This is a genomic window from Variovorax sp. GW822-FHT04E09, assembly GCF_058800845.1.
In genome coordinates, this window is record NZ_JBXAMR010000008.1 from 291,661 (window position 1) to 304,301 (window position 12,641).

General features: G+C 70.2%; 12 protein-coding genes. All 12 read right to left on the bottom strand.

Annotation, left to right across the window (positions count from 1 at the left end; all coding sequences use genetic code 11):
- Positions 1-36 precede the first annotated feature (36 nt).
- The 12 genes from AC1RL8_RS27495 to hutC all read right to left on the bottom strand — a co-directional run bounded on the left by AC1RL8_RS27495 (position 37) and on the right by hutC (position 12,641).
- Positions 37-1,194, bottom strand: a complete 1,158-nt coding sequence (locus AC1RL8_RS27495; protein ID WP_492687205.1) for a histidinol-phosphate transaminase — start codon at positions 1,192-1,194, stop codon at positions 37-39.
- Positions 1,191-2,012 carry an N-formylglutamate deformylase gene (gene hutG / locus AC1RL8_RS27500; RefSeq protein WP_095951042.1) on the bottom strand — a complete coding sequence of 274 codons (822 nt, stop codon included), beginning with the start codon at positions 2,010-2,012 and terminating at the stop codon, positions 1,191-1,193. Before hutG ends, AC1RL8_RS27495 begins: the two co-directional genes overlap by 4 nt.
- Positions 2,013-2,018: 6 nt before the next feature.
- Positions 2,019-3,401: a formimidoylglutamate deiminase gene (locus tag AC1RL8_RS27505; RefSeq protein ID WP_492687204.1), complete on the bottom strand. Its 1,383-nt coding sequence runs from the start codon at positions 3,399-3,401 to the stop codon at positions 2,019-2,021.
- Positions 3,398-4,654 carry an imidazolonepropionase gene (hutI, locus tag AC1RL8_RS27510; RefSeq protein ID WP_390347409.1) on the bottom strand — a complete coding sequence of 419 codons (1,257 nt, stop codon included), beginning with the start codon at positions 4,652-4,654 and terminating at the stop codon, positions 3,398-3,400. The genes AC1RL8_RS27505 and hutI overlap by 4 nt, the downstream gene beginning before the upstream one ends.
- A gap of 23 nt (positions 4,655-4,677) precedes the next feature.
- Entirely contained in the window at positions 4,678-5,250 is a 573-nt protein-coding gene (locus AC1RL8_RS27515) for a HutD/Ves family protein (protein WP_139703363.1), read from the bottom strand.
- On the bottom strand, positions 5,247-5,915 hold the full coding sequence (locus tag AC1RL8_RS27520) for an amino acid ABC transporter permease (protein ID WP_062482282.1): 669 nt from the start codon (positions 5,913-5,915) through the stop codon (positions 5,247-5,249). The genes AC1RL8_RS27515 and AC1RL8_RS27520 overlap by 4 nt, the downstream gene beginning before the upstream one ends.
- A 7-nt stretch (positions 5,916-5,922) precedes the next feature.
- Positions 5,923-6,675, bottom strand: a complete 753-nt coding sequence (locus AC1RL8_RS27525) for a transporter substrate-binding domain-containing protein (protein WP_354345165.1) — start codon at positions 6,673-6,675, stop codon at positions 5,923-5,925.
- A 54-nt stretch (positions 6,676-6,729) separates the two neighbouring features.
- A complete protein-coding gene (locus AC1RL8_RS27530; protein WP_095951039.1) occupies positions 6,730-7,464 on the bottom strand; it encodes an IclR family transcriptional regulator in 735 nt (244 codons plus the stop codon).
- A gap of 133 nt (positions 7,465-7,597) precedes the next feature.
- The gene (locus tag AC1RL8_RS27535) at positions 7,598-8,437 is read right to left on the bottom strand and encodes a phytanoyl-CoA dioxygenase family protein (protein WP_307589766.1); all 840 of its coding nucleotides are present in this window, start codon (positions 8,435-8,437) and stop codon (positions 7,598-7,600) included.
- 70 nt (positions 8,438-8,507) lie between these two features.
- On the bottom strand, positions 8,508-10,235 hold the full coding sequence (gene hutU / locus AC1RL8_RS27540) for a urocanate hydratase (protein WP_492687203.1): 1,728 nt from the start codon (positions 10,233-10,235) through the stop codon (positions 8,508-8,510).
- A gap of 37 nt (positions 10,236-10,272) precedes the next feature.
- Positions 10,273-11,835 carry a histidine ammonia-lyase gene (gene hutH, locus AC1RL8_RS27545; RefSeq protein ID WP_070064048.1) on the bottom strand — a complete coding sequence of 521 codons (1,563 nt, stop codon included), beginning with the start codon at positions 11,833-11,835 and terminating at the stop codon, positions 10,273-10,275.
- Between the two features lie 68 nt (positions 11,836-11,903).
- Positions 11,904-12,641 carry a histidine utilization transcriptional repressor HutC gene (hutC, locus tag AC1RL8_RS27550; RefSeq protein ID WP_492687202.1) on the bottom strand — a complete coding sequence of 246 codons (738 nt, stop codon included), beginning with the start codon at positions 12,639-12,641 and terminating at the stop codon, positions 11,904-11,906.

The window sequence follows — 12,641 nt, forward strand, 5'->3', positions numbered from 1 at the left end:
CGGTCTGGCCCGGCGCGCAGGCGGGTCTTGCCGGCGTCAGCCTTGCCCGCCCGCGATCTCCGCCAGCGCCTGCACGAAGCGCGCGTTGTCCGCGTCGGTGCCCACCGACACGCGGATGAAGGTCTCGAAGCCCGGCTCCTTCCAGGGCTTGACGATGATCCCGCGCGCCAGCAGGGCCTCGTTGACCGGCGCGTTGGGCCGCCCGAGGTCGACGAACAGGAAGTTGGCCGCCGAAGGCGCGATGCGCAGGCCCGGCCAGACCGACCCGGCCAGGGCGCGAAGCTGCGCCGCCAGCGCCTCGCGCTGTTGCACGGTGCGCGCCACCGCCTGCGCCATGAAGGCCTCGTCGCCCCAGGCCGCCAGCGCCGCGGCCTGCGCCGCCAGGTTCACGTTGAAGGGCGTGCGCACGCGGTCGAGCAGCTGCACCAGCGCCGCGTCGGACGCAATGCCGTAGCCCACGCGCAGGCCGGCCAGGCCCCAGGCCTTGGAGAAGGTGCGCAGCACGATCCAGGGGGCGCGGCCTTCGCCCGCCGCCTGCCATGTGCGCAGCAGGGCGAGCACGTCGGGGTAGCCGGGCGCCAGCCGCGCATATTCGTAGTAGGCCTCGTCCACCACCAGCAGCGTGCCCGCGGGCACCGCCGCGAGCAGGCGCGCGAAGTCGTCCGCATCGAACATGCAGCCGACCGGGTTCGAGGGGTTGGCCAGCATCACCACCTTGGGCCCACGCGCGAGCGCGGCGCACCAGGCGTCGACGTCGAAGCCGAGTTCCGGCGTGAGCGTCAGCAGCTCGACCTGCGCGCCCATCATGCGCGGGTAGATCTCGTGCAGGCCGAAGGCCGGGCGCTGCGTGAGCACGCGGTCGCCCGGCGACAGCAGCGCCTGGCACAGCATCTGCAGGATGTCCTCCGAACCGTTGCCGATCACCACCTCGCCGGGCTGCGCCCCGGTGCGCTGCGCGATGGCGGCACGCAGCGCCGTGGAGTTGGCGTCGGGGTAGGTGCCCGCGCGCGCCGCCAGGTCGACCAGCGCCCGCGCCACCGCGGGGCTGGGGCCGTACGGGTTCTCGTTGCTCGCCAGCCGCGCGATCTCGCTGACGCCGTAGCGCGCGCGCACGGCGTCCGAGGACAGCCCCGCGTTGTAGGGCGGCAGCGGCGGCACCTCGGGGCGCGCGAACGCGTGGATGGCGGCGCTCACCGGGCGCCGCCTTCGACGAAGGCCAGCACGGCTTCCAGCATGCGGCGCACATGCGGCTTCACGCCCGCGGCCACGTCGGGCAGGTAGTCGAAGGGCAGCGCTTCCTGCATGTAGCTCGACTGCGTCATCTCCAGCTGCACCGCGTGCACGCCGCCGGCCGGGTTGCCGTACTGGCGCGTGATGTGGCCGCCCTTGAAGCGGCCGTTGAGCACGCCGGTGTAGCCCGGCGCCGATTCGGCGATGCCGCGCAGCGTGGCGGCCAGCGCGGGGTCGCAGCTCTTGCCGTCGGCGGTGCCCAGGTTCAGGTCGGGCAGCTTGCCTTCGAAGAAGCGCGGCAGCACCGAGCGGATCGAGTGCGCGTCCCACAGCGCGACGGTGCCGTGCGCGGCCCGCAGGCGATCGAGCTCGGCCTGCAGCTGCTGGTGGTACGGGCGCCAGACGGCCTCGCGGCGTTCGGCAACTTCTTCGTCGGACGGGTGGTCTTCGGGCTTCGCATAGACCGGCGTGTCGTCGAAGGTGTCGACCGGGCACAGGCCGGTGACGCTCTGGCCCGGGTAGAGGCTGGCGCCGTCCGGCGGACGGTTCAGGTCGACCACGTAGCGCGAGTGCGTGGCCACGAGCACCGAGGCGCCGAGTGCGTCGGCGAAGTCGTAGAGCTGCTCGAGGTGCCAGTCGGTGTCGGGCACGTGGCGCGCCTCGTCGGTGAAGCGTGCGGCCAGTGCGGGCGGCACGTGCGTGCCGACGTGCGGCATCGAGATCAGCAGCGGGCGCGTGCCCTGGCGGAAGCGGAACGCCGGTTCGGTGGTGGTGAAGGCCATGGGAATTCAGTCCTTGAGGAGTTGGGTGCGCGCGGCAACGAAGGCGGCTGCGGCATCGCCATGCAGCGCGTGGCGCCCGGCCGTGACGCGCGGGCGGCCCGCCACCCAGACCGCGTCGACGGCCGAGGTGCGGTGGCTCGCGAACACATGGGCCGAGAGCATGTCGGGCGCCGACAGGCCCTGCAGCGCGAGGTGATGGGCATCGAGCACGACGAAGTCGGCCTGCTGCCCCGCGGCCAGCCCGCCGACCGCGCGGCCCGAAGCTTGCGCCCCGCCCTGCACGGCTTCGAGCGTGAGCGCGGTGGCCACGTGCGGCTGCGCCGCGCTGGCGCCGACGTTGCGCTGGCGCCGGCCCAGGCGCTGGCTGTACTCGAGCATCAGCAGCTCTTCGGCCGCGTTGACGCTGGCGTGGCTGTCGGAGCCCACGCCCCAGGCGCCGCCGTGGCTGCGCCAGCGCGCGAAGTCGAAGATGCCGTCGCCCAGGTTGGCCTCGGTGGTCGGACACAGGCCCGCGACCGCGCCGCTCTGTGCCGCGTATTCGTACTCGGCGTCGTTCATGTGCGTGGCGTGCACGAGGCACCAGCGCGCGTCGACGGCCGCGTGGTCGAGCAGCCATTCGACCGGGCGCAGGCCGCTCCACTCCACGCAGTCGTCCACTTCCTTCGTCTGCTCGGCGATGTGGATGTGGACCGGCGCGGTGCGGTCGATGGCGTCCAGGCCGGCGAGCGCCTCGCGCAGCGCCTCGGGCGGCACGGCGCGCAGCGAGTGCGGCGCCAGGCCCAGGCGCGCGCCCTGCGCGTCGCAGTCGGGCTTGAGCGCGTCGAGCAGGCGCAGCATCGACTCGGTCGAGCGGATGAAGCGGCGCTGTCCCTCGGTGGGCGGCTGGTCGCCGAAACCGCTGGTCTGGTAGAGCACGGGCAGCAGCGTGAAGCCGATGCCGGTGTTGTGCGCGGCGCGCAGCAGCGCGCGGCTCAGCGCCGCGTCGTCGGCATAGGGGCGGCCGTCGGTGTCGTGGTGCACGTACTGGAACTCGCACACGCTGGTGTAGCCCGCCTCGAGCATCTCGGCGTAGAGCCAGGTCGCGATGGCCTCCATGTGCTGCGGGCCGAGGCGCGCGGCAAAGCGGTACATCAGCGTGCGCCAGCTCCAGAAGCTGTCCTGCTGTTCGGCGCGGTGCTCGGTGAGCCCCGCGAAGGCGCGCTGGAAGGCGTGCGAATGCAGGTTGGGCATGCCGGGGATCACCGGGCCGGTCGCCAGCTGCGCGCCCGCGGGCGGCTGCGCGCCGGCCTGGACCTGCGTGAGCTGGCCAGCGTCGTTCCACGACAGCAGGACGTTCTTCGTCCAGCCTGCGGGCAGCAGCGCATCGGCTGCGAAAAGCGTGTGTGTCATTCGGTGGCTCCGATGGCGATGCGTCCCTGGCGCACCACGGCGCGCACCGGCTGCTGGCCGAACCAGTAGGCCAGCTCGGCGGCGTCGTGCAGGTTCCAGAGCACGAAGTTGGCGGGCATGCCGGGCGCGATCGCGCCGTGCGTGTCCTGCAGGCCCAGCGCGCGCGCGGCGTGCACGGTGACGCCGGCCAGCGCCTCGGGTACGGTGAGGCGGAACAGCGTGCAGGCCATGTTGACCATCAGCAGCAGGCTCAGCGTCGGCGAGGTGCCGGGGTTGTGGTCGGTCGAGACGGCCATCGGCACGCCCGCGGCGCGCAGCGCGTCGATGGGCGGCAGGTGCGTGTCGCGCAGCGTGTAGTAGGCGCCGGGCAGCAGCACGGCCACGGTGCCCGACTGGCGCATGGCCGCGATGCCGTCGGCCGACAGGTGCTCGATGTGGTCGCACGACAGCGCGCCGTAGCGTGCGGCCAGCGCCGCGCCGCCCATGTCCGACAGCTGCTCGGCATGCAGCTTGACCGGCAGGCCCAGCGCCTTGGCGGCCTGGAAGACCTGCTCGGTTTCCGCGAGCGAGAAGGCGATGCGCTCGCAGAACACGTCGACCGCATCGACCAGCCCTTCGGCGGCGAGCGCGGGCAGCATCTCTTTGCAGACGAGGTCGATGTAGTCGCCGCTGCGGCCGGCGTACTCGGGCGGCAGCGCGTGCGCGCCGAGGAAGGTGGTGCGCACGGTCACGCCATAAGCCTCGCCAAGTCGCCGCGCCACGCGCAGCTGCTTGCGTTCATGTTCGAGCGCCAGGCCGTAGCCCGACTTGATCTCGATGGCGCACACGCCGTCGGCCAGCAGCTGCTCGAGGCGCGCGGCGGCCTGGGCGAACAGCGTGTCCTCGTCGGCCTCGCGCGTGGCGCGCACCGACGAGACGATGCCGCCGCCGGCCTTGGCCACCTCTTCGTAGGTGGCGCCCGCGAGCCGCATCGCGAACTCGTTGGCGCGCTGGCCGCCGTAGACCAGGTGCGTGTGGCAATCGACGAGACCGGGCGTGACGAGCGCGCCGCCGCCGTCGTGCGGCGCGAGCCCCGCGAATTCGGCGGGCACATCAGCGCGCGCGCCGACCCAGCGGACCGTGCCCTGCGCGACCACGAGGGCGGCTTCGGCGTCGGGCGCCAAGGTGACGCCGGGCGCCGCACCGGGCGCCAGGCGCAGGCCGGTCCACAGGCCGTCGGCCGAGGGGAATTCGCTGGGGGGTGTCATCGTCATCTCCTGTTCTTTGCTTGGGCCGCTCAGGCCGGCACGAAGCGCACGGCCACCAGCCGCGCGCCCTCGCTCGCCGGTGCGGCCTGCCATGCCTGCGCGGCGTCGGTCCAGCACAGGCCGTCGCCGTCGCCCAGGGCTTCGCCGTCATTCAAGCGCCACTCGCCGCGCAAGGCCAGCAGTACGCCGTGCGGCGCGGGCGCGATGTCGGCGGCGCGTTCCAGCACCTGCACGTCGGCGCGCCACTGGCCGCCGCGCGCCATCACGTTGAAGTCGTTCGAGGCGCCGCCGAGCAGCGTGCAGTCGATCGGGTCGTCACCGGAAAAAGCGAAGGGCTGGTGCGGCACGTCGAGCCGGTGCGACACGCGGCCGTCGTGCGTGAAGAGGCGCACGCCGTCGCCTTCGAGCAGCATGATCTGGCGGTCGATGCCCGGGAACACCGAGAACGGGCCCGGCGACGCGATGGTCGCGATGCTCACGCGCCAGCCGAAGCTGTCGAGCCCCGCGCCTTGCGGCCAGCTGGCGATTTCCTGCGTGGTGCCGCCGCCGTTCTTCCAGGGCGTGGCGCGCAGGGTCGCGCGCGAAAAACGCTGCACGCTCATCGCATCAACCCGCCCTGGCGCAGCTTCTGTTCGAAATGCCGCAGGATCAAGGTCATGGTGCCCGTGAGCATGAAGTACACGAGCGCGATGGCCAGGTACACCTCGAGCGAGCGGTACGACACGCTGATGATCTTCTGGCCTTCGTGCATCACGTCGTGGATCGTGAGCAGCGACACCAGCGCCGAGTTCTTGATGAGCGCGATGAACTCGTTGCCCAGCGGCGGAATCATGCGCACCACGGCCTGCGGCAACACGATCTGGCGCATGGCCACGCCGGGCGTCATGCCCAGCGACTGCGCGGCCATGGTCTGGCCCTTGTCGATCGACTGGATCGCGCCGCGCACGATCTCGGACACGTAGGCGCCCGAGTACACGCCGAGCCCCAGCACGCCGCACACAAAGGCGGGCAGCAGGATGCCGAAGTGCGGCAGGCCGAAGAACAGGATGAACAGCTGCACCAGCAGCGGCGTGCCGCGAATCGCCGCCACGTAGGCGGTGCACACGCCGTAGATCCAGCGCCGCTTCGGGTTCAGCCGGCCGATGCCGACCAGCAGGCCCAGCACGCAACCCAGGGCCAGCGCGCAGGCGGTGATCTCCACCGTGACCAGCGCGCCGCGCAGCAGGTCGGGCCAGCCCTGCCAGACGGGCGAGAAATCGAAGTCCATGGCGCGCTTACTTGGCGGTGGCGCTGAACCACTTCTTCACGATGGCGGCGTAGGTGCCGTCGGCCTTGAGCTTCTCGATCGCGCCGTTCACGGCCTTGGTGAGCTCCGGCGTGTCCTTGCGGATGGCCATGCCGTATTCCTCGGTGGTGATCTGCTCGTCGAGCACCTTCAGGCCGCCGCGCGTGCGCACGTACTGGAAGGCGGCGGGCTTGCCGGTGACGGCGGCGTCGGCGCGGCCGATGTCCACGAGGTTGAACATCTCCTGGTTCTTCTCGACTTCCATCAGCTGCACCTGCGGGAATTTCTCCTTCGTGTACGACACGGACTTGGTGCCCACCTGCACGCTGACCTTCTTGCCGTTGATGTCGGCCGGCTTCTTGATGGTGGTGTTGCCGTCCTTCACCATGACCACGAGGCCGCCGGCGTAGTACGGCACGGTGAAGTCGACGACCTTCTTGCGCTCGTCGGTGATGTAGATGCCCGACACGGCCATGTCGAAGCGCTTGGAGATCAGGCCCGGCACGAGGCCCTTGAAGTCGATGTCGATCCACTCGATCTTGCGACCCAGCGTCTTGCCGATGGCCTCGACCAGCTCCACGTCGAAGCCGGTGCGCTTGCCGTTTTCCACGAACTCCATCGGCGGGAAGGTGGCGTCGGTGGCCACGCGCAGCGGCTCGCCCTGGGCTTGCGCGGCGCCAGCGAAACCGAAGAAGGCGAGGCCGGACAGGGCGGCGGCGACGAGGGTGCGACGGGTGTTCATGGGAGGGCTTTCGTGGAGGTGAGGGAGGGAGAAAGAAAAAAGAAAAAGCGGCGACTACTGCAGTGCGCGCGAGATGCGGGCCGCCGTGACGACGGTCATGTGGACCAATGCAGCTTCCATGCCTTCGACGCGCGTGAGCGGCGCCATCAACGTGATCGCCCCGCGCAGGCGCCGGCCCGCGGCCAGCACCGGCGCGCTCGCGCCCCACACGCCGGCATCGACCTCGCCGTGGGTCACGGCATGGCCGGCGGCGCGGATGGCGTCGAGTTCGGCGGCGCGCTCGGCGCGGCGTTCGGGGCCTTCGTCGAGACCGTCGAGCAGCAGGTCGCGCGCGTCGTCGGGCGCGTGGGCCAGCAGGCACTTGGCGCTGGCGCCGTCGCGCGCGGGCACGCTGCGGCCACGGTCGAAGGAGCAGCGCAGCGACTGCTCGCTGTCGATCATCTCCAGGCACACGACGCGCTCGTTCACCAGGGTGACGAGCGCGACGCTCTCGTGGCTTTGCTGCGCCAGCACGCGCATGTCGGCGCGCGCGGCCATCACGAGGTCGGAGTTGCCGTCGAAGCCGCTGGCCAGCTGCACGCTGACGGGCCCCGGCGAGTAGCGGCCCTCGGACTCCATCACGAAGCCCCAGCGGCGCAGGGTGGCGACCTGGCGGTACAGCGTGCTCTGCGACAGGCCGGTGGCCTGCACGAGCTCGGCCGCCGTCATCGCCGCCTTGCTTTGCGCCAGCACCGACAGCACGAACAGCGCGCGGTCGTTGTGGGCAGGAGCGTCAAGGGGGGTCGTCATCGGGGGCAATCGCTGGGCGGTCGAAAGTGGATGCGGCGTGCAGTATCTTGCTCGCCGTTCTCACGACCAAGCCCGAATTCCCACGCGATGGGAATGAGCGCGTTTTTTCTTTCTACCTTCGTCTTACCGAGGCTCAGCGCACCAGCAGCGGAAAGAGCGGATCGTCCATCGGCGCGCCGGCCGGCAGGCGCTCGGCCAGGCCCGGGAAATCGGGCGAGGTCTTCCAGCTGCGCGGCGCGTGGCGGATGTCGTCGCCCAAAAAACGCACCGAGAACACGCGGCGCCGGTTCGGCCCCTCGACACCGGCGGCCGCATGCAGCGTGAGCATGTGGAAGCAGACGAAGTCGCCGGGCTCGATGTCCCAGCCGACGATCGGAAAGCGCTCGCGCGCGCCCTCGATGTCGGGCAGGTCGTCCAGGCTGCCTTCGGGGAACCACTTGGCGTGGTTGTCCATGAAGGTGCGCGGCATCAGCCACGGCCCCTTGTGGGAGCCGGCCACGAACTCGAGCGTGGCGGCACGCGACACCGGATCGACCGGAATCCACATGCTGACGTTCTGCATGCCCTCGATGTTGTAGTAGGGCTGGTCCTGGTGCCACGGCGTGCGCTGGCGCGTGCCGGGTTCCTTCACGAGCAGGTGGTCGTGGTACAGGCGCACGGTGTCCGAGCCCATGAGCCGCTGCGCGAGGGGCGCCAGCGGTGCCTGCCGGATGAAGCGGCCGAAGGCGTCGATCTCCTGCCAGTTGCAGAAGTCCTCGAAGAAACGGCCCGGGTCGTCGGGCCGGCTCGCGACCTTGGCGCGCGGGCTGGGCGCCGCCAGATTCGCCTCGATGCCGTCACGCAGCAGCGCGAGTTCGTCGGCCGTGAGCAGCTGGCGGATGCAGACCGCGCCATCGCGCTGGAACTGCGCCACCAGCGCGTCGTCCACGCGTTCGCGCACGCGGCGCTGCAGGTCGGAAGCATCGAGGGTCATCGTCGGGTCTCCTTCTTTGTCGGGGTGTCGGTGACCCGCTTTTTTACTTCACCTGCAGCGCCTGCCGGCCTTACTTGATCATCGGCAGCTTCAGGCCCTGCTTCTTCGCCGTGGCCACGGCGATGTCGTAGCCCGCGTCGGCATGGCGCATGACGCCGGTGGCCGGGTCGTTGAAGAGCACGCGCCCGATGCGCTTGGCCGCGGCGTCGGTGCCGTCGCACACGATCACCACACCCGAGTGCTGCGAGTAGCCCATGCCCACGCCGCCGCCGTGGTGCAGGCTGACCCAGGTCGCGCCGCCGGCCGTGTTGAGCAGGGCGTTGAGCAGCGGCCAGTCGGAGACGGCGTCGGTGCCGTCCTTCATGGCTTCGGTCTCGCGGTTCGGGCTGGCGACCGAGCCGGTGTCCAGGTGGTCGCGGCCGATGACGATCGGGCCCTTGAGCTCGCCGTTCTTCACCATCTCGTTGAAGGCCAGGCCGGCGATGTGGCGCTCGCCCAGGCCGAGCCAGCAGATGCGCGCGGGCAGGCCCTGGAAGGCGATGCGCTCGCGCGCCATGTCGAGCCAGCGGTGGGTGTGGGTGTTCTCGGGGAACAGCTCCTTGATCTTGGCGTCGGTCTTGTAGATGTCTTCCGGATCGCCCGAGAGCGCCACCCAGCGGAACGGGCCCTTGCCTTCGCAGAACAGCGGGCGGATGTAGGCCGGCACGAAGCCCGGGAAGTCGAAGGCGTTCTTCACGCCTTCGTCGAACGCGACCTGGCGGATGTTGTTGCCGTAGTCGACCGTGGGAATGCCCATGGCCTGGAAGTCGAGCATGGCCTGCACGTGCACGGCGCACGACTTCGCGGCGGCCTTCTTCAGGGCGTCGTGTTGCGACGCGTCCTTCATGGCGGCCTGCCACTGCGGCACGGTCCAGCCCGAGGGCAGGTAGCCGTTGATCAGGTCGTGCGCGGAGGTCTGGTCGGTCACGAGGTCGGGCTTGAGGCCGCCGGCCTTCGCGCGCTTGACCAGCTCGGGCAGGATGTCGGCCGCGTTGCCCAGCAGCGCGATCGACACGGCTTCCTTGGCGTCGCAGTGCTGCTTGATGAGCTCGAAGGCGTGGTCGATGTCGCGTGCCTGCTTGTCGACGTAGCGCGTGCGCAGGCGGAAGTCGATGCTCGACTGCTGGCACTCGATGTTCAGCGACACGGCGCCGGCCAGCGTGGCCGCGAGCGGCTGCGCGCCGCCCATGCCGCCCAGGCCGGCCGTCAAGATCCACTTGCCCGCAAGGCTGTTGTTGTAGTGCTGGCGGCCGGCTTCGACGAAGGTCTCGAAGGTGCCTTGCACGATGCCCTGGCTGCCGATGTAGATCCAGCTGCCCGCCGTCATCTGGCCGTACATGAAGAGGCCCTGGCGGTCGAGCTCGTTGAAGTGCTCCCAGTTGGCCCACTTCGGCACGAGGTTGGAGTTGGCGAGCAGCACGCGTGGTGCATCGGCGTGCGTCTTGAACACGCCCACGGGCTTGCCCGATTGAATGAGCAAGGTTTCGTCGTCTTCCAGTTCCTTCAGCGAGGCGAGGATCTGGTCGTAGCAGGCCCAGTCGCGCGCGGCGCGGCCGATGCCGCCGTACACCACGAGGTCTTGCGGGCGCTCGGCCACCTCGGCGTCGAGGTTGTTCTGCAGCATGCGGTACGGCGCTTCGGTGAGCCAGCTCTTGCAGTTGAGCTCGGTGCCGCGCGGGGCGCGGATCACGCGGGTCGGGTCATGGCGCGGATCGGCGCCGGTGGTGGTGTTCAGGGCGAATTTGTCGGGTGCGTTCATGGCGTGGTTCTCCTTGTCGGGTGGCAGTCGGTACGGATCACTTCGAGTGGCTGGGCAGGATGTCGAGCAGCGCGGCCGGCAGGTCGGCCGCGAGCGCCCACAGGCGCATGGCTTCGATGTCGGGTGCGAGGTAGCGGTCGGTCTCGAGGAACGCGACCTTCTGGCGGATGCGGGCGAATTCCGCTTCGACCAGCGGCGAACTCTTCAGCTTGCGCTTGAGCTCGATGCCTTGCGCGGCAGCCATCGCTTCGATGCCCACCACCACGGCGGTGTTGTTGACCATGTCGCCCAGGCGGCGCGCCGCGAAGGTGGCCATCGACACGTGGTCTTCCTGGTTGGCCGAGGTCGGCAGGCTGTCGACGCTGGCGGGGTGCGCGTGCGACTTGTTTTCCGACGCGAGCGCGGCGGCCGTGACCTGCGCGATCATGAAACCGGAGTTCAGGCCACCGTCGCGCACCAGGAAGGGCGGCAGGCCCGACAGGCCGCTGTCGAGCAGCAGCGCGAGGCGGCGCTCGGCGATGGCGCCGACTTCGCTCACGGCCAGCGCAATGATGTCGGCCGCGAAGGCGACGGGCTCGGCGTGGAAGTTGCCGCCCGAGATCACCTCGCCGGTGTCGCAGAACACCAGCGGGTTGTCCGATGCGGCATTGGCTTCGATGACCAGCACGCGCGAGGCGTGGGCCAGGTTGTCGAGGCAGGCGCCCATCACCTGCGGGATGCAGCGCACCGAGTACGGGTCCTGCACGCGACCGCAGTCGGCGTGCGAGGGAACGATCTCGCTGCCGTCGAGCAGCGTGCGCACGGCGCCGGCCACGGCGATCTGGCCGGGCTGGCCGCGTGCGGCGTGGATGCGCGCGTCGAAGGGCTTGATCGAGCCCTGGATGGCTTCGAGCGACAGCGCGCCCGACATCAGCGCGGCGGCGAACACGTCTTCAGCGCCGAACAGGCCGGCCAGCGCCAGCGCGGTCGACACCTGCGTGCCGTTGAGCAGCGCCAGGCCTTCCTTGGGGCCGAGCACGAAGGGCTCGAGGCCGATGCTGCGCATGGCCTCGGCACCGCTGACCTTCTTGCCGTCGGCCAGCGTGGCTTCGCCTTCGCCGATCAGCACGCAGGCCATGTGGGCCAGCGGCGCCAGGTCGCCCGAAGCGCCGACCGAGCCCTTGCACGGAATGCTGGGCGTGACGCCGGCGTTGAACAGCGCCAGCAGCGCATCGACCAGCGCGGGCCGCACGCCCGAGTGGCCACGCGCCAGGCTCACGGCCTTGGTCGCGAGGATCATGCGCACCACCGGCGCGGCCAGCGGCTCGCCCGTGCCCACGCTGTGCGAGAGCACGAGGTTGCGCTGCAGCTCGGCCAGGTGGTCGTTGCCGATGCGCGTGCTGGCGAGCTTGCCGAAACCGGTGTTGATGCCGTAGACCACCTCGTCGTTCTCGACGATGTGACGCACCGCGGCCTCGGCCTTGGCCATGCCGTCCTGCACCGACGGGTCGAGCGCAAGGTGCACGCCGCCGGCCTGGATACGTCGCAGCATCGCAAGGTCGACCTTGCCGGGCGTGAGGGTCAATGTGGCGTGGGGAGTGGCGGTGTGATTGCTTGGCATGTGAACCTGTCTATACAAGTGGTTGCGAGAGAAAACGTAAGCCTCTGAGGGTCGAAAAAACGGTCTGTCTAGCCGAACGTCGGGTTGCCGTCGGACTTGAAACGGCTGCCCAGGCTGTAGCGCGAAGCGGGATGCAGGCAGCGCACCCAGGTCACGGGCGTGTTGCGGATCCAGGTGCGGCGCGTCAGCAGCAGGCAGGGGTCGGTGGGCGCCATCGCGAGCCGGTCGGCCTGTTCGGCGCTGGGCAGCACGGCATCGACGACGTGTTCGATCTGGTCGAAGGGCACGTTGCGCACCAGGTACTCGCTGGGCGGCACAACTGTGAAGTCCTGCTCGAGAAAGTCGGGCACGACCTGCGGATTGACGTAGCGCTCCTCGAGCTGCACGGGCGTGTCGTTGTCCAGGTGCAGGCAGGCGCTGTGGAACACCGAGTCGCCCGCGCGCAGGTCGAGCCAGGCCGCCACGTCGGGCGAGGCCGCGAGGCGCTCGACCGCGAGCATCTCGCAGCGGTAGTCGTGGCCGCGCTGGCGGATTTCGCTGGCGATGTTGGCGATCTGCAGCAGCGTGGACTGCGGCTTGTTCTCGGCCACGAAGCTGCCCACGCCGGCCACGCGCACGATGCGCCCCTGCTCCATGAGCTCGCGCAGGGCGCGGTTCACGGTCATGCGCGCCATGCCGAACTGCGCGACCAGCTCGTTCTCGGAAGGCAGGCGGTGGCCGGGCGGCCACGTGCCGTCCTGGATCTTGCGGGAGATGTGATCCTTGACTTGCGCATAGAGCGCGAGGGACGGCAGGTCGCGTTTCAT

Coding starts and splice junctions, on each gene's coding strand:
- hutG (WP_095951042.1), bottom strand. CDS start 2,012: ATGGCCTTCACCACCACCGAACCGGCGTTCCGCTTCCGCCAGGGCACG.
- AC1RL8_RS27505 (WP_492687204.1), bottom strand. CDS start 3,401: ATGACACACACGCTTTTCGCAGCCGATGCGCTGCTGCCCGCAGGCTGG.
- hutI (WP_390347409.1), bottom strand. CDS start 4,654: ATGACGATGACACCCCCCAGCGAATTCCCCTCGGCCGACGGCCTGTGG.
- AC1RL8_RS27515 (WP_139703363.1), bottom strand. CDS start 5,250: ATGAGCGTGCAGCGTTTTTCGCGCGCGACCCTGCGCGCCACGCCCTGG.
- AC1RL8_RS27520 (WP_062482282.1), bottom strand. CDS start 5,915: ATGGACTTCGATTTCTCGCCCGTCTGGCAGGGCTGGCCCGACCTGCTG.
- AC1RL8_RS27525 (WP_354345165.1), bottom strand. CDS start 6,675: ATGAACACCCGTCGCACCCTCGTCGCCGCCGCCCTGTCCGGCCTCGCC.
- AC1RL8_RS27530 (WP_095951039.1), bottom strand. CDS start 7,464: ATGACGACCCCCCTTGACGCTCCTGCCCACAACGACCGCGCGCTGTTC.
- AC1RL8_RS27535 (WP_307589766.1), bottom strand. CDS start 8,437: ATGACCCTCGATGCTTCCGACCTGCAGCGCCGCGTGCGCGAACGCGTG.
- hutU (WP_492687203.1), bottom strand. CDS start 10,235: ATGAACGCACCCGACAAATTCGCCCTGAACACCACCACCGGCGCCGAT.
- hutH (WP_070064048.1), bottom strand. CDS start 11,835: ATGCCAAGCAATCACACCGCCACTCCCCACGCCACATTGACCCTCACG.
- hutC (WP_492687202.1), bottom strand. CDS start 12,641: ATGAAACGCGACCTGCCGTCCCTCGCGCTCTATGCGCAAGTCAAGGAT.